Origin of the sequence: Paenibacillus sp. FSL E2-0178, assembly GCF_038593005.1 — a bacterium.
GTDB lineage: Bacteria > Bacillota > Bacilli > Paenibacillales > Paenibacillaceae > Paenibacillus_AQ > Paenibacillus_AQ phytohabitans.
Map to the genome: position 1 here is coordinate 4,749,202 of NZ_CP151953.1, position 23,369 is coordinate 4,772,570.

Annotated in this window: 19 protein-coding genes; 18 read left to right on the forward strand and 1 reads right to left on the reverse strand. The window is 51.7% G+C overall.

Features of this window, described 5'->3' with window-relative positions; all coding sequences use genetic code 11:
• Positions 1-70 precede the first annotated feature (70 nt).
• The 17 genes from MHI42_RS20610 (at position 71) to MHI42_RS20690 (ending at position 21,457) form a co-directional block, all read left to right on the forward strand.
• Complete coding sequence (locus MHI42_RS20610; RefSeq protein WP_342420495.1) at positions 71-2,044, forward strand: DNA mismatch repair protein MutS; 1,974 nt, start codon at positions 71-73, stop codon at positions 2,042-2,044.
• A 229-nt stretch (positions 2,045-2,273) separates the two neighbouring features.
• Positions 2,274-3,995: an oligopeptide ABC transporter substrate-binding protein gene (opp4A, locus tag MHI42_RS20615; protein WP_342420496.1), complete on the forward strand. Its 1,722-nt coding sequence runs from the start codon at positions 2,274-2,276 to the stop codon at positions 3,993-3,995.
• A gap of 404 nt (positions 3,996-4,399) precedes the next feature.
• Positions 4,400-5,446, forward strand: a complete 1,047-nt coding sequence (locus MHI42_RS20620) for an LCP family protein (protein ID WP_042140592.1) — start codon at positions 4,400-4,402, stop codon at positions 5,444-5,446.
• 188 nt (positions 5,447-5,634) lie between these two features.
• The gene (locus MHI42_RS20625; RefSeq protein ID WP_039295831.1) at positions 5,635-6,060 is read left to right on the forward strand and encodes a CBS domain-containing protein; all 426 of its coding nucleotides are present in this window, start codon (positions 5,635-5,637) and stop codon (positions 6,058-6,060) included.
• 248 nt (positions 6,061-6,308) lie between these two features.
• On the forward strand, positions 6,309-6,611 hold the full coding sequence (locus tag MHI42_RS20630) for a MazG-like family protein (protein WP_171717780.1): 303 nt from the start codon (positions 6,309-6,311) through the stop codon (positions 6,609-6,611).
• A 27-nt stretch (positions 6,612-6,638) separates the two neighbouring features.
• Positions 6,639-7,535: a DUF2232 domain-containing protein gene (locus MHI42_RS20635; protein WP_256703837.1), complete on the forward strand. Its 897-nt coding sequence runs from the start codon at positions 6,639-6,641 to the stop codon at positions 7,533-7,535.
• An 11-nt stretch (positions 7,536-7,546) separates the two neighbouring features.
• Complete coding sequence (locus MHI42_RS20640; protein WP_342420497.1) at positions 7,547-9,550, forward strand: DHH family phosphoesterase; 2,004 nt, start codon at positions 7,547-7,549, stop codon at positions 9,548-9,550.
• Positions 9,547-9,993 (forward strand): 50S ribosomal protein L9, encoded by a 447-nt coding sequence (gene rplI / locus MHI42_RS20645; protein ID WP_039295840.1) that lies wholly within the window; start codon positions 9,547-9,549, stop codon positions 9,991-9,993. Before MHI42_RS20640 ends, rplI begins: the two co-directional genes overlap by 4 nt.
• A gap of 1 nt (position 9,994) precedes the next feature.
• On the forward strand, positions 9,995-11,356 hold the full coding sequence (gene dnaB, locus MHI42_RS20650; protein WP_042140590.1) for a replicative DNA helicase: 1,362 nt from the start codon (positions 9,995-9,997) through the stop codon (positions 11,354-11,356).
• A gap of 332 nt (positions 11,357-11,688) precedes the next feature.
• Positions 11,689-12,975 (forward strand): adenylosuccinate synthase, encoded by a 1,287-nt coding sequence (locus tag MHI42_RS20655; protein WP_042140589.1) that lies wholly within the window; start codon positions 11,689-11,691, stop codon positions 12,973-12,975.
• A 201-nt stretch (positions 12,976-13,176) separates the two neighbouring features.
• Positions 13,177-13,836 (forward strand): hypothetical protein, encoded by a 660-nt coding sequence (locus tag MHI42_RS20660; protein ID WP_342420498.1) that lies wholly within the window; start codon positions 13,177-13,179, stop codon positions 13,834-13,836.
• A 297-nt stretch (positions 13,837-14,133) separates the two neighbouring features.
• Positions 14,134-15,678: a M23 family metallopeptidase gene (locus MHI42_RS20665; protein WP_342420499.1), complete on the forward strand. Its 1,545-nt coding sequence runs from the start codon at positions 14,134-14,136 to the stop codon at positions 15,676-15,678.
• A 149-nt stretch (positions 15,679-15,827) separates the two neighbouring features.
• Entirely contained in the window at positions 15,828-16,559 is a 732-nt protein-coding gene (yycF, locus tag MHI42_RS20670) for a response regulator YycF (RefSeq protein ID WP_039295853.1), read from the forward strand.
• On the forward strand, positions 16,559-18,391 hold the full coding sequence (gene walK / locus MHI42_RS20675; protein WP_042140586.1) for a cell wall metabolism sensor histidine kinase WalK: 1,833 nt from the start codon (positions 16,559-16,561) through the stop codon (positions 18,389-18,391). Before yycF ends, walK begins: the two co-directional genes overlap by 1 nt.
• Positions 18,388-19,680, forward strand: a complete 1,293-nt coding sequence (gene yycH / locus MHI42_RS20680; RefSeq protein WP_342420500.1) for a two-component system activity regulator YycH — start codon at positions 18,388-18,390, stop codon at positions 19,678-19,680. Before walK ends, yycH begins: the two co-directional genes overlap by 4 nt.
• A gap of 213 nt (positions 19,681-19,893) precedes the next feature.
• Entirely contained in the window at positions 19,894-20,634 is a 741-nt protein-coding gene (yycI, locus tag MHI42_RS20685) for a two-component system regulatory protein YycI (RefSeq protein WP_076243730.1), read from the forward strand.
• 16 nt (positions 20,635-20,650) lie between these two features.
• Positions 20,651-21,457: an MBL fold metallo-hydrolase gene (locus MHI42_RS20690; protein WP_076243729.1), complete on the forward strand. Its 807-nt coding sequence runs from the start codon at positions 20,651-20,653 to the stop codon at positions 21,455-21,457.
• On the opposite strand, the gene MHI42_RS20695 is transcribed toward MHI42_RS20690, so the two are convergent.
• Complete coding sequence (locus tag MHI42_RS20695; protein WP_039295868.1) at positions 21,426-21,632, reverse strand: hypothetical protein; 207 nt, start codon at positions 21,630-21,632, stop codon at positions 21,426-21,428. The genes MHI42_RS20690 and MHI42_RS20695 overlap by 32 nt on opposite strands.
• A gap of 385 nt (positions 21,633-22,017) precedes the next feature.
• On the opposite strand from MHI42_RS20695, the gene MHI42_RS20700 reads away from it, so the two are divergent.
• Positions 22,018-23,265, forward strand: a complete 1,248-nt coding sequence (locus tag MHI42_RS20700; protein ID WP_171717757.1) for a trypsin-like peptidase domain-containing protein — start codon at positions 22,018-22,020, stop codon at positions 23,263-23,265.
• Positions 23,266-23,369: the final 104 nt, after the last annotated feature.

A 23,369-nucleotide genomic window follows, 5' to 3' on the forward strand; every position in this document is an offset into this window, starting at 1 on the left:
GCGGGTCTTCGCCCTTTTTGCGTTAGGGAGCAAACCTGAAATACGGGCATCTATATAAGGAGGAATCAGAGTGAATCTACAGAGTATGAACACCTTGGAATACGAGACAATCAAACAGGAGTTAATGCGCCATGCCGTATCCTATGAAGGTAGAAGATATGTGAGCGAGCTTGCGCCGATGACCTATCTGCCGGCCATACACCGTGCACTGGATGAAGCGGACGAAGCCAAAGAGCTGCTGGAGCGGGGGGCGAGTGTGCCCATTCCGTCACTGGAAGGCATTGAGTGGGTTCTGTCACTGCTTGGAACCGGTTATCTGTACAATGAGCAGGATTTCACCGCAGTATCCGTGTTCCTGCACAGCTGCGGACAGCTGCGTAAGTATATGGCATCCAAGGAGCAGAGTGCGCCGCGTATTGCTGCTTACGGAGCTTCTCTGCAGGAGCTGAGTTCTGTCAGGGATGAGATCGAACGTTGTATCCGGCTGGGTGTTATTGACGATCAGGCCAGCAAAGGACTGGAGCGGGTGCGCAAACGGCTGGCTGTGGCCAAGGATCGTCTGCACCGAAAGCTGGAGAGTATTATGGCGCGCCATAAGTCCATCCTTCAGGAGAGTCTGATCAGCATGCGCGGCGGCCGGTATGTGATTCCGGTGAAACGGGAGTATCATAAGCAAATTAAGGGTTCCGTGCTGGATCAGTCGACCAGCGGGCAGACTGTCTTCGTAGAGCCGGACGAGGTGGCCTCCCTTCAAGGGGAGATTGAGCTATTGTCAGCTGATGAAGCCCGGGAGGAAGGAATCATCCTAAGTATGCTGACAGGGCTGCTAGAGCAGGAACAGGCTGCTCTGCGGCTGAATATTGAAGTAACCGGTACTTATGATTTCATCTTCGCCAAGGGAAAGTATGCCAGGGTTCTTAATGCCCGGACGGTCTCACTGAATGAACGCGGCTTCCTGCGGATGAATGGGGGCAGGCATCCTCTGCTCAAGGATATGGTGCCGGTCAGTCTGGAGTTTGGTCAGGGCTACAAATCTCTGATCGTAACCGGCCCCAATACAGGCGGCAAAACAGTAGTACTCAAAACGCTGGGCCTGCTGTCGTTGATGGCGCAATCCGGTCTGCTGGTGCCGGTTGCGCCGGGCAGTGATTTTACTGTGTTCAGCAACGTAATTAGCGTAATTGGCGATGGTCAGAGTCTGACGCAGTCGCTCAGTACCTTCTCTGCACAAATGAAGAGCATAGAAGGAATGCTTAGTGATGCCGGCAGAGGCGTACTTCTGCTGATTGATGAGCTGGCGGCAGGTACGGACCCCGGGGAAGGGTTCGCACTTTCGATTGCTATTCTGGAGGAGCTGAACCGTAAGGGTGCTAATATTGTGGTAACCACCCACTTCAACGAACTTAAGGTATTTGCTGCAGCTACACCGGGATTTCAGAATGCACGGATGGAGTTCGATAAAGAGACTCTGCAGCCGCTGTACCGGCTGACGATTGGCGAAGCGGGCGAGAGCTATGCCTTGCAGATTGCCGAGCAGCTCGGCATAAACAAACCGGTTATTGAGCGTGCCAAACAGCTTGTAGCCGAGCAGCAGGAGCATAGAGGCAGCCAGAGGCCGTGGAATAGCCCTTACAGACAGGAACAGAGTTCAAGAGCTGCTGATGCAGAGAAGAGGAATGCTGCGTCCCAGAGCGGCAATCCGGATCAAAACCGGGATGATGCAGCTGATGCGGAGCACAGCGTTCCGGCGAAGAAGCCCGATTTTGAAGTGGGAGATGCTGTTTACGTCACTACCCTGGGGCGCACGGGAATTGTATATATGAAGAAGGACAGCCGGGGGATGGTCGGAGTGATGATCCAGAAACAGAAAATAACCGTAAACCATAAGCGCTTGAAGCCATATCTGTCCAAAGAGGAGCTATACCCGGAGGATTATGATTTTGATATTATTTTCGAGAGCAAGGATACCCGCAAGAAGCGTAAACTAATGCAGAAGAAGCATGTTGAGGGCCTTAGCATCATACATCCCGAGGAGGAAAAATAAGTGTGATTACTCCAGAAGTCTGCCCGTCAGGGCAGGCTTTTTTCACATTTCACGGGGGCCTCTGAAGACCGAATAGAAATTAAAGGCTTCACTTTAGAGCCAATATTGGTTATCCTCTATTATGTGGCGTATTCAAATGTCCATGAGCTGAACAATCAGAGTTATAGTAAAATTCAGAGTAGAAACCGCTTACATTAAAGCGTGATGGAACCCGGGAGGGAAGAAATATATGTCAAAAAATATCATCGGCCGGCTAATGCTCCCGCTTATGCTTGCGGTGGCGTTGTCTGCATGCAGCGGGCCAAGCCCGGGCGCCCAGTCTTATATGACGCGCTTAAGCAAAACAGCCGATGAACCTATAGCAGGCGGGACTGTAACATATGGATATTCATCTGCGTTTCAGGGCAATTTCGAACCGGCCTTTATTGAGGGGGAGGACGATGCGAATGTGCTGGAGTTCACTACGGAAGCCATGTTCAAAGTCAACGATGACCTGTCTACCGCTCCTAACATTGCCACTTGGCAGGAATCTGAGGATCATACGGTATTTACGTTCACCATTAAACCTGGTGTCCGCTGGCATAACGGCGATGAGCTGACCGTGGAGGACTGGAAGTTTGCCCTGGAGACCATCGCCAGCCCGGATTATCCGGGCTCCAGGTATTATAGCGTGGAAATGATTAAGGGAGCCGAAGCTTACCACCTGGGGGAGGCCAAGGAAATCACCGGACTCAAGGTGATGGACCCGTATACGCTGCGTATTACGATGAATTCAGCGCGGGCGAACATGATCGATAATCTGTGGGCCTATCCGATGAACAAGAGGTATTTCGAGGGCGTCGCAGTGAAGGATATGTTGGACAGTGATCAGGTCCGTAAGCAGCCTATTGGCACCGGTCCTTTCATGATTAAGGCTATTGTGCCGGGTGAGAGTGTCGAGATGATACGGTTCGATGACTATTATAAAGGGGAAGCTCTGCTGGACGTAGTAACCTACAAGGTCATTGACAGCAAGGACATGACGGCCCTGCTTGAAGCCGGAAGCATCGATATCGGTACCCTTCCGCGGGATGCTTACCAGGCTGCAGGGCAGCTGAACAATGTGGAGATCAAAGTGACACCGGGGCTGTCTTATGAATATATAGGGTTCAAGTTTGGACACTGGGATGATGAGAGCGGCCAGGTGGTGATGGATAATCCCAAATTCCAGGATAAGCGGCTCCGCAAAGCGATGTATTATGCGCTTGACCGGCAAGGTATTATTGATAAATATTCCTATGGCCTGGGAACACTGATCGAGACTCCTATTCCCAGCTCAAGCTGGGCTAAGATCGATGACCAGGAAATAGATACCTATGCCTATCTTCCGGAGAAGGCAGAGACCCTGCTGGATGAGGCAGGATATCTCGATACGGACGGAGACGGGCTCCGCGAGGATCCAAGCGGTAAAAAATTCACGATTCATTACGACGCGATGTCCGGCAGCAAAACAGCAGAGGCGCGTACTGCAGCGATTCTGCAGAACTGGCATGATGTCGGCCTGAATGTTCAGTTAAACGGCGGCAGCTTGAAGGAGCTGAACAGCTTTTATGAAGCGGTAGAGTCCGATGATCCGTCCGTAGAGCTGTTTAACGGTGTATGGGGGCTGGCCAGCGACCCCGATCCTTCGGGCTTATGGCGGGCAACCGATTCGTGGAATTATCCGCGGTGGACGTCCAAGCGCAGCGAGGAACTCATCCGTGACGGGGTAAGCCTGAAAGCTTACGACCAGGATTTCCGCAAAGAGGTTTATTATGAATGGCAGAAGCTGATTAATGACGAGGTTCCGATGATCTTTTTCTCCGAACGCTCTAATATTACCGCGGTTAATAAACGCCTCCAGGGTGTATCTACGAACGCGCTCAGCAATATACGTGATCCGCAGAACTGGTGGATCAAGGAAATCGAATAGATAAATAATGACGGTCCGATCTGTTGCCTAGGCAGGCAGTGCGGGCCGTCATTTTTAATTATTTTTTGGAAATGAGCATCAAAACGGACTTTCCTGCGTCATATACTTTAAGGAATACAGGCGGCTATCGCGCCGATGCTGTCGTTATTTGTTGTTTCTTTTTAGGTGTGAAGTGATTACAATAGAAATATTGTTTATGTGTCAAAGCAGTTTTCCAGGTTTATTCTACAATTAGAACGACCCGAAATCCCGGAAAGGGGGAACCATATCCTTAAGCAGGGCAGCGCATAGCAGCAAGAAGAGCCCAGTCATGACTGTCTGAAAGTCCAGGCAGGCATTATAAATAGAGCACGGCAATCACGGCAATCATATGTACAATCCACCATAAAGAAGGAATTATAATTATGAAAAAAATAAAAAAACTGAAGAAAAGATACATTGCACTCATTGTAGCCCTGGTCATTGTAGCCGGAGGATTTTTGTTCCAGAAGCCACTCGCGGTGCTGGCCTTTGACCTCTTTTTGTCGGATCAGGTGGAAACCAAGCTGGCGGAAGAATCCTACCAGCCTTTGGAGAATAACGGTACAACTACCACAACGGTTAAACCTGCCCCGGTAGTATACAAAAGCGACCCGTTCTCTTTAATGCTCCTGGGTACAGACCAGCGGGGCAATGAAGTGGCCCGGTCCGATACGATGATCTATGCCGTCATCCGTCCGGAGGATTATAAGATTCTGCTGATCTCAATCCCCCGTGACACGTACACGGAAATTATCGGGCATGGTGACAATAAGAAGGACAAAATCACGCATGCTTATGCTTTTGGCGGCCAGCAAATGGCTAAAGATACCCTGGAAGCCTTGCTGGGCCATGATATTCAATATTATGCCACAATTAATTTTCAGGGCCTGAAGGATGCGGTTGACGCTATTGGCGGTGTTCCGCTGCCGATCAAGAAGGATATTGTCAACAAAGGTGCGGATCATGAAAAATTCACCATTAAGGCCAATAAGTCGAATTACAGTGGTGAAGAGGCGCTTAACTACACCCGTTACCGCGAGGATAGCGATTTCAACCGGACCAAACGCCAGCAGGTATTTATCGATGTGGTAGCGAATAAAATGTTATCAATCAGCCAAATCGGCAACATCCCGGAGCTGCTGGATATTATGGGCGATAATTTCAAAACAGACATACAGCCTTCCACGATCATCAGTCTGGCCAAGAAATTCATGGGCGGCAAGGATATGGATATCTCCAGCTTCACGGTGATGGGCGAAGGCGAACGTATCAATGGTGTGTATTACGATATTGTTGATGAAGAGGATCTGAGTGAAGCTAAGGCCATGATCGATAACTGGATGAATGCCAGCACACCGGTGGACCAGCTAATTGAACCAGGCAAAGCAGAGAATGCCCTGGAGCCTGCGGCTACAGCTACAGCCCAGTAAGGGCGGACGCGTACCTTCTGTCCCCCATAAAAACAGCAGCCATTCGCAAGGTTAATGGCTGCTGTTTATTGTCTTCATGGTATAATAAAGTGGAACGAATTGCTGTCTCAGGCGTATAACTACGGTGGGCCTTGCAGCACGGAAGGTAGAGCATCATTCCTTCGGAACTCTTTGAGGAGGATCAAGAGATGAATATTGCGTTTTTTTTACTTCCGAAACAGGAGGTAGCTTGCGTTACACTGGATTCGACGCTGCGCCAGACCTTGGAACGGATGGAGTTTCACCGCTATACCGCAGTGCCGATTCTGAACCGGAACGGAGAATATGCAGGAACAGTCACAGAAGGTGATTTGCTCTGGTACATGAAGGAGTCGGGCGGCGCCGTTACTTTTGAGAATGCTTCCAAATATCTGCTTAAGGATGTACCGCTGCGGATGAATAATCTGCCGGTATCCATTGATGCGGATATGGAGGACTTGATTAACCTGGCCAAAGTACAGAACTTTGTACCTGTAGTTGACGACATGAAACGGTTCATTGGTATTGTGCGCCGGAGTCAAATCATTGAATATTGCGAAAAGGTTGTCTCGCGGCAATCCCAGGAATCGTTATAACCTCATCCATATGGCGACAAATGCTTAAGGAACCAAGGCCTGTATTTCCGGCGTAACGGAATGCGGGCCTTTTTTGAAAGGCAGGCTGTGGACACCTTCCGGTGTGCCTGTAAAGTCCATGAATCACACCCGGATCAAAGGCTCCGCTATGCGGATGATCCGGGAGGCTGGCGTCCGTGTGGCTCGGAAATATTTATGCTATAATGGAGAATAATGCTTTTTGCCGGAGGTAGAGAGACGTGCCCAATGTGCCGAAGGACCTGGACGTGGCCAAACGCGCCAAGGTAATTGAGTGGTTAAAGACCGAAGTAATCGATCAAGTCTCACGGTTATTCAAAGCGTTGTGGGAAGGCAGTACCGCCCGTGTAGGCGACAGCCTGGCCAGCCTGATTATGAGCTCATATATATTGGGGCGCAGACTTGGTATCCCTTATCGTGAACTGGATGACTTGCTGATGGAGAAGCTGAGAAAGCACAGGCAGGAAGGCCATCAGCTGGAAGAATGGTACCAGGATATATCTGCACTAGAAGAACATATGCGTAAGAGGTGAATACTGTTGAAATTTCGCTGGACATCTGTGGCTTGGAGCATAGCTTATCTGCTGCTGCTGTTATCCCTGTCCACCCCATTACTGCTTATCACGACGCTGTTTATGATTATCCCGGCCATTGTGCTCTTTACGACTCTTAGCACGAAGCAGTTTATTCTGCATATAGTGCCGGTCCTGCTGATTGTGGGCCTGATTACACCGTTTTACGTATTGATAGCTATTTATTTCCTGATACCGGCCCTTGTAATGGGACGCCGGTATAAGAAACGCGCATCAGCGATGTCTACGCTAATTGCCGGTATGGTCGCAGTATTAGGTGAATTCCTGCTGATTCTGTTAATCAGTACTACATTCCTGCAGTTTAACTTGTACGATTATGTATACGATGTTCTGCAGACTTATACGGACTGGCTGGCCACTATGGGGGCAAGCAATCCTCTGCTCTCCGAGATCACCATTTCATCGGATCAGATTGGCATGATGAGCTGGTTGACCATCCAGGCTATTCCGATGACGCTCATCCTTAGCGCATTCATCATAGCTGTCATTACGCATTCCATTGTCCGTCCGATTCTGAACAGCATGGAATACGCGGTGCCAAGACTGAAGCCTGCACGGGAGTGGAGACTGTCCAGAGCCTTCATCTGGTATTATCTGCTTGGCGTAGTGCTCAGCCTGCTCTTCGGCGGTTCGGACAGCGGCTTCATGCTGATGGTCTCGGCCAATCTGCTGCCGCTGCTGCAAATCGCATTCAAGATTCAAACCATCGGTTTCCTCTTCTTCCTCATACATGAACGGAAGTGGAGCAAGATAGTAGCGCTGCTGCTGGCGATACCTGTTATCGTCCTGCCGGGATTCTGGATTATCGGTGTTGTCGATCTGGCGTTTCCGCTGCGGGAGCTTGTGAAGAAATCGAAACGATAGGGTGAGAGCTCATGCCAAAATTTCTGCAAAGACGCTGGCACGGGTATCATACCGTGTGGGCGTTCTTGCTGCTGCTGGTCCTGATTATAGTGGTCAGTATCTATAACTGGGTCCTCGGTGTTGCCAGCCTCTTCCTGGCCGGCACATTGTGTTTCACCATGCTGCAGGCCGAGCTGTCGTTCCGCCGCAACCTTGTAGATTATATTAACGGCCTCTCCTTCCGCATTAAACGGGTGGAAGGAGAGGCTGTAAGTATGCTTCCCTTAGGGATTATCCTGTACAGTGAAGACCGTACAGTAGAGTGGAATAACCGCAATGCCAGCCAGATCTTCTCCCGCAAGACTCTTGTGGGTGAAGATATGCAGGAGCTGATGCCCGATGTCATTGCTTCTCTGAAGAATATACCGCAGAAGCGCGAACCCGCCAAAGACGGTGCGCTGAAGGATCACCGCCAGGAGATCACGGTCGATGACCGTTATTATCAGGTGGTGGTGATTCCAAGTGAACGTCTGCTCTATCTCTACGATATCACTGAGCTGGTGGTCCTGCGTGAGCGGTATGAGGAAGAAAAGCTGGCGATCGGTATTGTAATGATGGACAATCTGGATGAAGCGGCCCAGGGAATGGACGATCAGCAGCGCACGTCGCTGATCGCGAAGGTAGCCAGCGAGATTACGGAGTGGAGCAAGCAGTTTGAAGTCTATCTGCGCCGCCTGTCTTCAGAGCGGTATCTGATGCTGCTGAACCACCGCAGTCTCCAGGCGCTGGAGGAGAGCCGGTTCGTTGTACTCGATGAGGTCCGCGAGATGACGGCTGATCTCAAGGTGCCGATGACGCTCAGCATAGGCCTTGCCTATGGCTCGGAATCGGCCAGTGAGCTCGGTGCTCTTGCCCAGTCGAGTCTGGATATGGCACTGGGCCGGGGCGGAGACCAGGCGGCTGTGAAAGCGGGCCAGCGGCTCTCCTTCTACGGCGGCAAGAGCAATGCTGCAGAGAAACGGACGAGGGTACGGGCACGGGTGATCGCCCACGCCCTGCGCGATTTGATGCAGGAGAGCGACCGGGTGCTGATTATGGGGCACAGGGTGCCTGATATCGACGCTGTAGGTGCGGCAATCGGCCTGCTCAAGGCTGCGCAGATGTACAATGTGGAAGCCAGTATTGTAATGGAGACGCCGAATCCGTCCATTACCCGCATGATGGAGCAGATCCGTAAGGATGAAGCGCTATACAAGACCTTCATCACGACAGAGCAGGCGCTGCAGGTTATGACGGAGCATACGCTGCTGATTGTTGTAGATACACATAAGGCTTCCATGACAATGGAGCCGCGGCTGGTGCAATACGCCAGCCGGATCGTAGTAGTAGACCATCACCGCCGGGGAGAAGAGTTCATCAATGATGCAGTGCTCGTGTATCTGGAGCCTTACGCATCTTCAACCTGTGAGCTGGTGACCGAGCTGCTGCAGTATATTCACGACAAGATCAAGCTCAGTCCGCTGGAGGCTACCATGCTGCTGGCGGGTATCACGGTGGATACGAAGCATTTCGCGCTGCATACCGGGTCGCGGACCTTCGAGGCAGCCGGATTCCTGAGGCGTGTCGGGGCAGATACGATTCTGATTCAGCGCATGCTGAAGGAGGATCTGCAGGAGTACATCTCCAAGGCGGAGATTATCAAGCATGCGCGGATGGTATATGATCATATCGCGCTGGTGGTTACTGCGCCGGGAATGAAAATTCCACAGCTGCTGATTGCCCAGACGGCGGATACGCTGCTGGGAATGACGAATGTGGTTGCTTCATTCGTGATCAGTGAGCGGCCTGACGGCCTGATCGGCATCAGTGCCCGGTCACTGGGGCGGATGAACGTACAAGTGGTTATGGAGAAGCTGGGGGGCGGCGGACATCTGTCCAATGCGGCTGTACAGCTTGAAGGAACCACTAAGGAAGCAGAAGCCAGACTGCTTGCAGTACTGGCCGAAATTGAAGCGAAAGAGGGGCTATTCGAATGAAGGTCATTTTCATCAAGGATGTTAAGGGTCAAGGCAAGAAGGGGCAGGTTAAAGAGGTATCGGAAGGTTATGCAGCCAACTTCCTGCTGCCGCGCGGACTGGTTCGTCCGGCTACCGACGGCAATGTGAAGACGCTGGAGAACCAGGCGGCAGCGGAACAGCGCCGTAAGGACCAGGAGAAAGAGGAAGCTGTTCAGCTCGGCAAGAAGATTGATGAGCTGACCTTGACGCTGAAGGCCAAAGCGGGCGAAGGCGGCCGTCTGTTCGGGGCGATCACCAGCAAACAGATCGGTGAAACGCTGGCGGCTACGCAGGGAATCGTGATCGACAAGCGCAAGATTGAGCTGAGCGATCCGATCCGCCATGTAGGCACTTTCCAGGTAACAGTGAAGCTGCACACTGAAGTAAAGGCTAACCTCACGGTGCAGGTAACGGAGGAGTAGAATGGGTGGAGATCTCTTTTTCGATCGGGTTCCCCCGCAGAATCTAGAGGCAGAACAGGCCGTACTAGGTGCGGTTCTGCTGTCGGATGAAGCGCTTATTACCGCGATGGAGCGGGTGAATACCGAAGACTTCTACGACAAACCGCATCAGATGATATTTGAGGCGATGGTGCAGCTCGGAGAAGAGAGCCAGCCGATTGACCTGATTACATTGACATCCCGGCTCCAGGACAAGGGGGAGCTTGAGGATGTCGGCGGTGTCAGCTACTTGGCTAAGCTGGCGCATGCAGTACCGACTGCGGCCAACGTCGACTATTATGCACAGATTATAGAAGAGAAGGCGATGTTGCGGCGGCTGATCCGTACAGCAACGCAGATTGTCAGCGAAGGCTATACGGGCGGCGAAGATGTAGGCATCATGCTGAGTGATGCCGAGCGGCGGATCCTGGAGATCTCTAACCGCCGCAGCGGCAGCGGGTTCATTGCCATCCGTGATGTGCTGATGCAGGTATTCGACCGGGTGGAACTGCTCCATCAGAACAAGGGCGGCACTTCGGGGATTCCTTCCGGGTTTGCCGATCTTGACCATATGACGAACGGTTTCCAGCGTAACGACTTAATCATTGTGGCTGCCCGTCCATCCGTAGGGAAGACGGCATTCGCCCTGAATATCGCCCAGAATGTTGCGGTCCGTGCCAAAGAGACCGTAGCGATCTTCAGTCTGGAAATGTCGGCGCCCCAGCTGGTACAGCGTATGATCTGCGCAGAAGCCAATCTGGACGCCAATATTATGCGTACCGGTGATTTCAAAAGCGATGATGACTGGTCCAAGCTGACCATGGGTATCCAGTCGTTGTCTGAGGCTGAAATTTATATCGATGATACGCCCGGGGTTACCGTTACAGATATTCGCGCGAAATGCCGCCGGCTGAAGAAGGAAAAAGGCCTCGGCATGATCGTCATCGACTACCTGCAGCTGATCCAGGGCCGCGGCAAAGCCGGAGAGAACCGCCAGCAGGAAGTATCCGAAATCTCCCGTACCCTGAAGCAGATTGCCCGTGAGCTCGATGTTCCGGTTATTGCCCTGTCCCAGCTCAGCCGTGGTGTGGAGCAGCGTCAGGACAAACGGCCGATGATGAGTGACCTTCGTGAATCGGGTTCGATCGAGCAGGATGCCGATATCGTAGCGTTCCTGTACCGTGACGATTACTACAATCAGGACACCGAGAAGAAGAATATTATTGAAATCATCATTGCCAAACAGCGTAACGGTCCGGTAGGCACGGTAGAGCTGGTATTCCTCAAGAACTTTAACAAGTTCGTCAACTACGAGCGGGCACATGCGGAACCGTTCGCAGGTTAGGCGAATTTCGCACAATACACGAACGATCGCACATCTTCAACTGTGATCGTTCGTTTTTATTTGACTTTAAAAAGTGCCGCTGTTACACTGATTATTGTGCTTTGGCGGGCTAGCCCGCCCTGGTGTCCGGAGGGCTGCGTACATAAGAAGTCCGTACCGAGCCCATATTACAAGTGGAAACAGCTTCGCTGTCTTTATAAAGGGACGGCGGGTTTCAGCGTGGAAATAGAAGGATAATTTATAGCTTAATCATGATAATTTATAGCATAAGCATATAAATTCTTCTATTTTGAAAAATAATGGTGCTTGCTAGCACCTACGGAGGAATGAACATGTCAACGGTAGTCGTCGTGGGAACACAATGGGGAGACGAAGGCAAAGGAAAGATCACGGATTTTCTGGCAGAGAGTGCAGATGTGGTCGCTCGGTATCAAGGGGGTAACAATGCCGGTCACACGATTCTGATTGACGGGAAGAAGTTCAAGCTCAGCTTGATTCCATCAGGTGTATTTTATAAAGAAAAAACTTGTGTTATCGGCAACGGAATGGTTATCAATCCAGAGGCCCTGATTCAAGAAATTAATTATATTCATGAGAATGGCTTTGATACGAAGAACCTGGTGATCAGCGACCGCGCTCATGTCATTATGCCTTATCATATGCTGCTGGATGCGCTTGAAGAAGACCGCAAGGGTCCGAACAAAATCGGAACCACACGCAAGGGGATTGGCCCGTGCTACATGGATAAAGCAGCCCGCAACGGTATCCGGATTGCCGATCTGATGGACGCCGAGGAATTCGAACTGAGACTTCGTCCGTTGATGGAAGAGAAGAATCAGGTTATCACTCAGGTATATGGTGCAGAGCCGCTGGATGTAGAAGAAATTCTGACCAAATATCTGGAGTATGCAGAAGTGCTGCGCGGTTACGTGACGGATACTTCGGTTGTGCTGAATGATGCTATTGATGCAGATTCCAGAGTATTGTTCGAGGGTGCACAGGGTGTAATGCTTGATATTGACCAGGGTACCTATCCGTTCGTCACTTCATCCAATCCTTCCGCAGGCGGTGTCTGCATCGGTTCAGGCGTTGGCCCTTCCAAGATCAAACAGGTTATTGGTGTGGCTAAAGCCTACACTACCCGCGTTGGCGACGGTCCGTTCCCTACAGAACTGAACGATGCCACTGGTGATTATATCCGTGAAACAGGCCACGAGTACGGTACTGTAACCGGCCGCGCACGCCGTGTGGGCTGGTTCGACAGTGTAGTTGTACGTCATGCCCGCCGCGTCAGCGGAATCACGGGTCTGTCCCTGAACTCGCTGGACGTGCTGAGCGGCCTCGAAACCGTCAAGATCTGCACAGGCTACAAGTTCCGCGGAGAGATCATTACGCATTACCCGGCCAGCCTCAAGATGCTCGCGGAATGCGAAGCTGTCTATGAAGAGCTTCCAGGCTGGAGCGAAGATATTACAAGTGCGAAGACCCTGGACGATCTGCCTGCTAACACTCGCAAATATGTGGAACGTGTATCAGAGCTCACAGGTATTCCAATCTCTATCTTCTCCGTAGGCCGTAACCGGGAACAGACGAATCAGGTACTGCCAATCTATATCTAGATTGAAGCAGAATGAATATGAATTACAGGAGCAGGGGCCTCGGAGGAGGCTCCTGTTTCTGTGTTTTAGCAGCTGTTAAGCGGCTTTTCTAGGGATAACAGAGGTTTCCCGGGCCGGGTTCTAGTCAATACTGGGAGAATAGGATCACCAAGGACTGATTCTCCGGAGTTGAATAGAGCAGGGCATAAGGGAGCGATGACGATGAAACTAATGAAACGGACACTTGGCATATGTCTGATTGTTGTACTGGCCAGCGGGTTGTCCATGCTGACGACTGCGTATGTGGTCAATACGTATATCCAGTCGGTGCTGGCGGGCTTTGATATTAAGGTAGACGGGCCTGAGCCGGGTATGCTTGGCTTCGTGAAGAGTCTGACGGGGATGGGAAGCAGCAGTTCCTCGTCTACGGATCCTAAGGATACTAAGGATACAATTAAAGAGGCAGACTCAAGCAAGGTGGACGGAGAAAAAGGAACTGGCGGAGATTCCCCCGCGAGTGAAACCGGGGATACGGTGGACGAAACGGTGCCTGAGGATGCGCTGCCTGTAATGGGACAAGCGGCGGCCGGAGAAGAACAGAGTGACCGTGCACTGGATCAGGAGCTGGTAATGACGCCAGGCGCACTAAACGACTTGAAGGAGAATCTTCCCGCTGATGAGAAATCCAATATCTTCAATATTCTGATGAATAAGCTCCCGCAGGAGGAAATGCTAAAGATTTCCTCGGCTATGGAAGGCGGCTTGACAGAGAGCGAGGTAAAGGAATTGCAGGAGATCATTGCGAGGTATGTGGATGAGGAGGAATATGAGTCCTTAATGAAAATGCTTACACCTGATTCTGCACCCTCCACGCAAAATTAAAAAATGTCACTTTTTGGACACGGCATATCTGTTTAAAACGCATATTTTGGGATTAAACCCGCGATTTTCGCGGGTTTTGTTGTGTGAAGAAAGTTGAAATTTTTCTTCAGGCTATGGTACAGTAAAAAAGGACTATGAGGGGTTAATATTTTGTAACCTTTTCCGGGCCCAAAAAAGCAGCAATATTCATACTCATGCAAACAGATAAATAGATGACGTACAACATATAAAAGGGGCTCTAAAAATAAGTTTATCCGCTAAGGCGGACCGTATGGGCGGACTGAAAGGGAGAGTTTCATGAAAGGTTTTAAGTTTATGCGCCGGATGGGGAAACTGCGGAACAGCGAAGAAACATCCGCAGGGTCAGGTGCAGCAGGTCAACAGGGCAATAGCACTGCCAGCGAAACCCGGGTCTTTCAGCCGGAAACCAAACCACGCAGACTCCGGCGTTCATGGATTGTGGCTACTGCCGGTCTGGTTCTTCTGACTACCTTCCTAGTCGGAGCGGAGAAGAAACATGTTGCGGCGAATACAGTAACCTACTACAAGGTGCTGGTGAAAGGTGAAGAGATCGGAACTTTAAGTCAGGATTCGGACCTTAACAAGCTGTTTGAAGCGAAGAGACGGGAATATCAGCTTAAGTATCCGGATTCCGTCATGGTGCTGCAAACCAGCGGTATCACGACAGAGGTAGCCGAGGCGTACAAACCGGAGATCGACAGCGAAGCTACACTGGACAAGCTGGACGGCATGCTCAAAGCCTATGCGGTAGGCGTGGAATTGACGGTTGATGGCAAACCGCTCGGGATCGTGAAGGATCAGGAGACAGCAGCCGCGGTACTCGAGGCCGTGAAGGCGCATTATACTCCGCAGGCTGCAGCCACTGGCGCGAAGCTGATGAAGACGGCGGCCAAGACGACAGCAGCAGCATCAGCTAAGGCAGACCAAGTGGAATCGGCGGCCATCCGCGAGGAAGTCAGCATTGTTCCGGTCAAGGCAGACCCCAACAAAGTGCTTAGTGTAGAGGAAGCCGTGAAGGTGCTGACCGAAGGCAAGGAAGAGCCGCTGGTCTACTCGGTTCAGGAAGGAGACACGGTCTCTGCGATCGCTTCCAGATTCCAGATTACCCAGGCCGATATCTTCCGCAACAATCCCGCGGTCAAGGAGCTTAGCCTGCAGATCGGGGATCAGTTGCAACTGACGGTTCCCCAGCCTGATCTTACGGTCGTAACTGTGGAGCAGGTAACTGAACAAGTAGTTACAGAGCCTGAAGTTATTGTACGAAAAAGCGATCAGCTGGCAGCAGGCAAGAGAAAGGTGGTCCGTGCCGGTCAGACGGGACTTAAGACGATGCAATACAGGCTGACCAAAGAAAATGGACTGGTGGTCAAAGAAGAATGGCTCGGACAGACGGTTGTAAAGGCTTCGCTGCCTGAAGTGGTCTATTCGGGCACCAAGGTTGTCGGTGAAGGAACGGGAATGTTCGCCTGGCCGGTTACCGGAGCTACGATATCCAGCAGTTACGGCGAGCGTTGGGGACGTACACATAAGGGACTGGATATTGTATCCGGCAACCGTACAATCAAAGCCGCTGATGCCGGTACGGTAAGCTTTGCCGGTGTGCAGAGCGGATACGGTAATGTGGTTATCGTCAATCACAACAACGGATACGTTACTTACTACGGGCACTTAAGCAGGATTTCCGTCTCCGTCGGCCAGAAGCTTGGACAGGGCAGCCAAATAGGCATTATGGGCAACACCGGCCGCTCAACCGGAACACATCTGCACTTCGAAATCCGCAAGAATGGAACAGCGGTCAACCCTATGAAATATCTGAAATAATATATATATTTTAAGCTCCGCTTATAGAATGGCCAGCCGTCCGGATAATTTCGGGCGGTTTTTATTTAGTTAGATGTGACGCCCGTACAGGTATGTTAAAATAAAGGAATCAAGGACCTGAGTATCGTTAGAAAGGTGAAGCTGAGCATATGCAAATGGGCACGATTCTGGTAGTGGATGATGAACAACCTATTGCTGATATATTGAAATTCAATCTGGAAAAAGAGGGCTATGAGGTTATCTGTGCGTTTGACGGCAACAGTGCGGTTGAGCTGGCCCTGTCCAGGCGCCCCGACCTGATGCTGCTCGACCTGATGCTGCCCGGCAAGGACGGGATGGATGTGTGCCGTGAGGTACGCTCTGCACATCTGGATATTCCGATTATCATGCTGACCGCCAAGGACGGAGAAATTGATAAAGTGCTGGGCCTGGAGCTGGGCGCCGATGACTATGTAACCAAGCCGTTCAGTACGCGTGAGCTGCTGGCCAGAGTCAAAGCCCAGATGCGCCGCCAGCATAAGCCGGCCTTATCCGAAACGCCGAACGAAAGCGTGGAGAGCAAGCAAGGGGTATATCATTTCGGCTTATTCATCGACACGGATATGTATTTGGTCTACAAGGACGGCGAGCCGCTGGATCTGACGCATCGTGAATACGAGCTGCTGTATTATATGATTCGCCATGCCGGCAAAGTAATGACCCGGGAGCATCTGCTGCAGGCCGTTTGGGGCTTCGAATATTTCGGTGATGTGCGGACCGTGGATGTAACGATCCGCCGGCTCAGAGAAAAAATTGAGGAGAATCCCAGCAAGCCGGAATATATATTCACACGGCGCGGACTCGGTTATTTGATGCATAGCCCCAAAAGCGGAGGGCTGTGATGAAAGCACTGTCCTTTTTTCGGACGATTCAGGCCAGACTTATCGTAATTTATGTGCTGCTGATTCTGATTGCGATGCAGCTGATCGGCGTATACTTTGTCAGCTCCATGAAGAATTCCCTGACCGATAATTTCACCAAGGATCTGAAGGCGCGTGCAGAGATGCTCTCGATCCTTACCGCCGACAAGTTCGGGAGTGAGACGGGCACGGCAGATGAAGAATCTGCTGTGGAAAGCCTGCGGGGCATGGTGAACAATCTGTATATTAACGGCGCAGAAATTCAGGTGCTGGATGCGAGCGGCAAGATTATTACCACCTCTGTTCCTTCACAGAATGATTATGTGGGCCGGCGCAATACGCAGACGGTTGTCAGCCGTGCCTTGCAGGGTATCAGTGACAACGAGGAATATATCATTGCGGATGACAACGTGCGCAAGAAGGTTGTAGCCAAGCCGGTGATTTCCGGTGATAAGGTCGTAGGGGCGATCTATATCGCCGCAGATATGAAGGATCTATATGCCACCATGAGCCGGATTAACAGCGTATTCCTCTCGGGGCTGCTGCTGGCGCTGGCGCTGACAGCGGTGCTGGGGGTTATACTCGCGCATACGATTACCCATCCGATAAAAGAAATGACCAAGCATGCCACTGCGGTGGCAGAAGGCCGCTTCAACCGGAAGGTTCCCGTATTCGGCAACGATGAGATTGGCCAGCTGAGCCAGGCATTCAACTATATGACGGACAGACTGCGTGAAGCGCTGTCGCAGAATGAAGAGGAGAAGGAGAAGCTGTCCTCCATCCTCGCGAATATGAGTGATGGCGTGGTAGCGACAGATGAGAGCGGCGCAGTCATTCTGATGAACACCCGCGCCGCCCTGATGCTTGGAGCGGAAGGGCCGCTTCCGGAGGGAGCGCCGCTCGATGAGCTGCTCGGCCTTGACCATGAGCAGTCCGGCTCGCTGGCCCAGGGCAATGCGCAGTCGGCAATGCTCCATCTGTCTCCGATGGGCGGAGAGGACCCGAATATCGTGCGGGTCACCTTCACCCCGATCCACCGGCGCGATGGCGGCCGGATCGCCGGGACGATTGCGGTGCTGCAGGATGTCACCGAGCAAGAGAATCTCGAGGAGTCGCGCCGTGAGTTCGTAGCGAATGTATCGCATGAGCTGCGGACGCCGCTCACCACCATTAAGAGCTATGCGGAGGCGCTGGATGACGGTGCGCTGGATGATCCGCAGCTTGCCGTGCGGTTCGTCGGGGTTATCCGCAACGAAACGGAGCGGATGATCCGCCTGGTCACCGATCTGCTGCATCTGTCACGCTTGGATTCGAAGGAGTCCAGTCTGCGTATTCAGCAGACAGATATCTCCGAGATGCTGGAGGATGTGGCGGACCGCTTCTCCTTCCAGATCCGCCAGAAGCGGATTCATATCAGCACGAGAGTGCATAAGGAGGTAGCCGCTGCCTGGCTGGACCGTGATCAGATTGATCAGGTGCTGGGCAACCTGGTCTCCAATGCCTTGAAATATACGCCTGAAGGCGGAACGATCCGGCTTGAAGCCCATAAGACTGAGGATGGCATGCTGGCCGTTTCGGTACGCGATTCCGGGATCGGAATTCCGAAGAAAGATATTGAACGCATCTTCGAACGCTTTTACCGGGTCGATAAAGCCCGCTCCCGGAACATGGGCGGAACGGGTCTCGGGCTGTCCATTGCCCGGGAAATTGTCAAAGCGCACGGCGGCTCCATTTCCCTGCAGTCTGAGCTGAATGAAGGCTCTCTGGTAACGTTCACGCTGCCTTTGATGAAGCATAGGGGGAGTGAGGCGTGAAGGAGAAAATTAAGTCATGGATGCTGTTCCTGCTTATACTCGGAAGCCTTGTGGAGAGCTATTACTTAATTTACAGGCTGCCGGGCAGTGATTCGGCGGTATTGTCGGAGAGCCAGTATGTGAAGACCGATATTATGGGACCTAAAGAGAAGGTAGAGAACCTGCTCTACCCGGATAAAATGATCATTCATATGGGAGAGGACAAGCACACGCTTTTCTATCCCAGTTCAACCTTCTATAATCTGATTCTGAACCGGCTAAAGGGGCGCAGCTTCGAGAGCTTCCAGCGCCGCTCCGTGCAGGATTTCGACTGGAATAAGATCCGCAGCGAGAATCCGGGCATTGAGCTGTCCTTCGGGGCAGGCATTCCGGTAACGCTGCTGCAGCGGGTGATGCAGATCTCGCCGGATTCGCTGTTTGAAGGAGAGAGCATCGACCGGATATGGATTTACAATATCAAGAATGATTCCAAAGCGCATGCCATCTTCTTCAGCACACGCGGTGATATTGTGTATGAGGCGGCCAAAGCCGACCTGACGGTTCAGGATGTGCAGCAGCATGTGGATTTCGGCAAGAATCTGACGCCTTATACCGCTGTGAACGGCGAGTATTATGTCCCGGAAGCAGCAATTCCGCTGGTTGAGGTAGTGATGCCTGCGGGTATGTATACCATTGAGCAAATGCAGAGCAATCTGTTCTTCGATGCAGGCAGCACAAGATATATTCCTGAGAAGGACGGCTCCAAAATCTACACCGACAGCAAACGCAGCCTGCAGGTGGACCAGGAGCAGAACTGGATGAGCTATAGTGATCCTGCAGCACTTCCGGACGGGGACAGCACACCGGCGAAGGATGCGCTGGAGGCAGTGGAATTCGTCAATAACCATGGCGGCTGGAACGGAACCTACAGGCTGGCTGCGACAGAAGAAGGACGGCAGGACCGCAAGGTGTCCTTTCAGCAATATTACGGTGCCTATCCATCTGGCTCCTATCCGATTATGAGTAATCCTCAGCTCCAGTACGGTGTGATCCATCTGGAGCTGCAGCAGGGGACTGTATCCTCTTATGAGCGCTCCCTGATGTATATGGATGAAGAGAAGTCCGAGAAAACAATTGTTGAGCTGTCCGGGGGTGAAGCGCTGAAGCAGCGGCTGACCCAGATCGGCAGCTCCTTGCGGGTTACCGATCTGACGCCCGCCTATATGCCTACGCTGACTGAGGAGAAGCTGCAGCTTCGTCCGGTCTGGCGCGTGACACTCAGCGACGGCAGTGTGCTGACGCTGAATTAGATTAGAGGAAAGCAAAGCTAATTTAACAAAAGGCGTGGAGGATCGAAGCGGGATTTTGGAACTGCAGGAGCGGTAGCGACCGCCTTTGTCTGCGGATTTCCACCGCGAAAAGTAGTTGAATTAAAGAAATCTGTAGACGGGCAGCGGCCGGAAGTCCAAATATTCACCGTAGTGACGTCTTAGCCTTACATTGTTATCTGAGGAGGAAACGGTATGGACTGGGGAAGAGCCAAAAGTGTATTAATCTACGCCTTTCTGGTGCTGAATCTGCTGCTATGCTATCAGCTATGGATAGACGTGCGCGATCAGGTCAGCGCGGGGCTTGATTTCACTTCCCTGTCCGCAGAAACGCAGGCGGTGATGGAGGAGAAGGGCATCCGGCTGCTGTGTCCGATTCCGGCTGCCACTCCGCAGCTGCCGGATATCACGTACCGCTACTCCGGAGAAGAGCAGAATGAAGTGCCGGTGAAGCTTAATGAGCCGATTGACAGCAAGCTGATGTATTCCTCGTTCTCCGAGCTGAGCGGTCTGCTGGAGAGCCAGATAACAGATATCGCGAATTACCGCTTTGATTCACAGGAGAGCGAGGTGGGCAAGTTCGTGCTTCATCCGCTGGTGGACAATAAGTGGTCGCTGTTCAGGGTAAGGCTGGAGCTGATCAACAGCGATCAGAAGATTGTGGCGTACCGCTGGCCGCAGATTGAGATCGGTGCAAGCCGGAGTGATAATCTGCAAAAGGTGCTTCCGGCCTCACAGGCGCTAAGCAGCCTGATCGAGAAGTATTTTCCGGCCGATTCTGCGGTGAAGGAGATTGAGCTTGGCTATTACGGCGAATTGTTCAATTCCGAGAGTCAGGTGGCTTCGCCGATGTGGCGGTTTATGCTGGAGAACGGCAGTGCCTATTACGTGGATGCGATAAGTGCGGACATTATCAGTCCCAAGACAACAGAGTAGAAGGAGCAGGAGAGATATGGGGATTTCATTTACAGTACTGTCCAGCGGTTCTACCGGGAATGTGACGGTGGTGCGGAACGGTGAGACCACGCTTATGATCGATGCGGGCCTTAGCGCCAAACGGATAGATGAGCTGCTGGCGATGCGTGAGCTGACAGGAGCAGAGTTAGACGGAATTCTTGTGACCCATGAGCATTCTGATCATATTAAAGGGCTTGGGGCGATGGCGCGCAAATATGATCTTCCGATCTATGCGAATACCAATACCTGGGGAGCGATAGAGAAAGGGATCGGGAAGATTGCCGAGCATAACCGGGTCATTATGGAAACCGGCCAGCACCGGGATTTCGGCAGTATGCGGGTAGAGTCGTTTGCGATTTCCCATGATGCAGCGGAACCGGTAGCCTACAATTTCTATGACGGCAAAGAGAAGCTATGCGTAGCCACAGACCTCGGGTATGTCAGCGACAAGGTAAGGACGGCAATATCGGATGCCGATGTGCTCGTGCTGGAATCGAATCATGATATTGAGATGCTGCGGATGGGACGTTACCCGTGGAATACGAAGCGGCGGATTCTTGGCGATCTGGGGCATCTGTCCAATGAGGCGGCGGGAGCAGCGCTCAGCGAGATTCTGACGGGGCGGACCAAACGCACCTATCTGGCTCATTTGAGCAGAGACCACAACATGATGGATCTGGCAAAAATGTCTGTACGCGGGGCAATGGAGGACCGGGGCTGCTTCTTCAAAGACAGCGAGTTCAGGCTCTGTGACACCTACTATGACCGGCCTACGCCATGGGATAAGGTGAGCCAGTCATAAGGCGGTCCACTTCAGTGATTTTGTGCTCCAGCTCCTGGCGGGAGAACAGCCCTTTGTCTATCAGCAGCTCGATCATCGCACTTTGGACAAGAATCAGGTGGTAGTGTTCATCCTTGAGATCACCCAGCTTGCCGATAAACTGTACCAGATCCATACTTGTTGAGAATGACTCCATAGTCCGGCCCTCCTTTTGAAATGAATTTGTAGCGGGAATGTAAAAAATTCGCATCTTTTTTAACACAGAAAAAATGTGGGCCGCGGTGCTGCCTGTGATACAATCATATAGACCGTTCCTTTAAGTTATGAGCTGTTGCTGCTTCTAATTCTAGTGTAGTCTTTTAGGTTGCAAAATATTCCGGATACAAGCTTATAAACTTTTTAGTAGGTTGCAAGAATAGGAGAGCCCCCTTACGCTTAGAACCCACAGGTATGTGGTGAATGAATCAAGTGAAACCTTTTAGCACTTTGTGAAGTCTAAGAGATATAGCGGTTAAGCTCGGGCGTGGTTGCTTGGCGTTCAGGTCTTGAATGCGGTGGCAATAGAGGGGAGAGGATTTAACGTGGGATTGTTTGATGATGATTTCTATTCAACCAAGGTGTCGCGGCGCAGAGCCGGCAAACAGGGTACCTCCAAAGGATACGCCGAAGGGAAATGGTCTGTCCGCAGATCACGGCGTTCGCTGGCAACATGGCAGGTATCGCTGATCAGCTCCGTATGCAGTGCGGTTGTGGCTGTATTGCTGTTCAGTCTGGTGACGGGACAGTTCACCGAGGAGAAAGCACAGGCCCCGGCAGTCATTGACAAGGTGGCTGTGAGCAGTGCCGATCCGTTTGACCGGATTATTCAGGCTGCTGCGCTTGTCCGCCCGGCGGCAGTAAGCATCATTAACCATAAGGAAGACAACAAGGAACTTAATATTCTCGATGAGTCTGCATTAGGATCGGGAGTTATCTATAAAAAAGATGAAGATAAGGCATATATCATTACCAATAATCATGTGATTGAAGGCTCCAGCAAGCTGGAGGTTGTTACCGTGGATGGTGTGACCCGCAAGGCAGAGCTGGTCGGTGCCGACAAGGTGAGTGATATCGCAGTGCTTTCTATTGATTCAAAAGGTATCAACACGGTTGCGCAGATCGGGGATTCCTCCAAACTGCGTCTGGGTGAGACGGTCATTGCGATCGGTAACCCGCTGGGCCTCGGCGATACGCTGACCTCTGGCATTGTGAGCAATACAGAGCGGACGATCCCGGTATCTCTGAACCAGGATGGGGTATACGACTGGGAGCAGGAGGTTATCCAGACCGATGCTGCCATTAATGAAGGCAACAGCGGGGGCGCACTGGTTGACCTGGACGGCAAAGTGATCGGCATCAACACGATGAAGATTTCGGATACGGGTGTGGAGGGGCTGGGATTCGCGATTCCTGCCAACCATGTAATGGAGACAGCGGATGAGCTTGCGGCTAACGGGAAAATTGCCCGTTCCTACCTGGGCGTGTACTCTGTGGATTTGAATAATCCATATGTACCGCTTGCTGAAGACCAGCGCAAAGAGCTTAACCTTCCAACTACGGTAACCGACGGGGTTGTAGTATTGGATGCAGTGGGTCCGGCAAAGGATGCAGGCCTGCAATTCAATGATGTAATTACCAAGTTCGATGACAAGTCAATTACATCCACCTTGTCCCTGCGCAAATATCTGTACGACCATACCAAGATCGGCGATGATCTGCAAATTACATTTTACCGCAATGGTGAAGTGAAGCAGGTGACGGTACAACTTCTTGAGAAACCCGAGGAATAAAACCGGAAGCCGCCGTATATAATAATAAGGCAGTCAGGATAACGGAAACGGTTCAAGCCGTCCTTTTATGCAAAATTTAAGAGGACGGAGCCCGTTTCAAGTCC

Coding starts and splice junctions, on each gene's coding strand:
- opp4A (WP_342420496.1), top strand. CDS start 2,274: ATGTCAAAAAATATCATCGGCCGGCTAATGCTCCCGCTTATGCTTGCG.
- MHI42_RS20620 (WP_042140592.1), top strand. CDS start 4,400: ATGAAAAAAATAAAAAAACTGAAGAAAAGATACATTGCACTCATTGTA.
- MHI42_RS20625 (WP_039295831.1), top strand. CDS start 5,635: ATGAATATTGCGTTTTTTTTACTTCCGAAACAGGAGGTAGCTTGCGTT.
- MHI42_RS20640 (WP_342420497.1), top strand. CDS start 7,547: ATGCCAAAATTTCTGCAAAGACGCTGGCACGGGTATCATACCGTGTGG.
- rplI (WP_039295840.1), top strand. CDS start 9,547: ATGAAGGTCATTTTCATCAAGGATGTTAAGGGTCAAGGCAAGAAGGGG.
- dnaB (WP_042140590.1), top strand. CDS start 9,995: ATGGGTGGAGATCTCTTTTTCGATCGGGTTCCCCCGCAGAATCTAGAG.
- MHI42_RS20655 (WP_042140589.1), top strand. CDS start 11,689: ATGTCAACGGTAGTCGTCGTGGGAACACAATGGGGAGACGAAGGCAAA.
- MHI42_RS20660 (WP_342420498.1), top strand. CDS start 13,177: ATGAAACTAATGAAACGGACACTTGGCATATGTCTGATTGTTGTACTG.
- MHI42_RS20665 (WP_342420499.1), top strand. CDS start 14,134: ATGAAAGGTTTTAAGTTTATGCGCCGGATGGGGAAACTGCGGAACAGC.
- yycF (WP_039295853.1), top strand. CDS start 15,828: ATGCAAATGGGCACGATTCTGGTAGTGGATGATGAACAACCTATTGCT.
- walK (WP_042140586.1), top strand. CDS start 16,559: ATGAAAGCACTGTCCTTTTTTCGGACGATTCAGGCCAGACTTATCGTA.
- yycI (WP_076243730.1), top strand. CDS start 19,894: ATGGACTGGGGAAGAGCCAAAAGTGTATTAATCTACGCCTTTCTGGTG.
- MHI42_RS20690 (WP_076243729.1), top strand. CDS start 20,651: ATGGGGATTTCATTTACAGTACTGTCCAGCGGTTCTACCGGGAATGTG.
- MHI42_RS20695 (WP_039295868.1), bottom strand. CDS start 21,632: ATGGAGTCATTCTCAACAAGTATGGATCTGGTACAGTTTATCGGCAAG.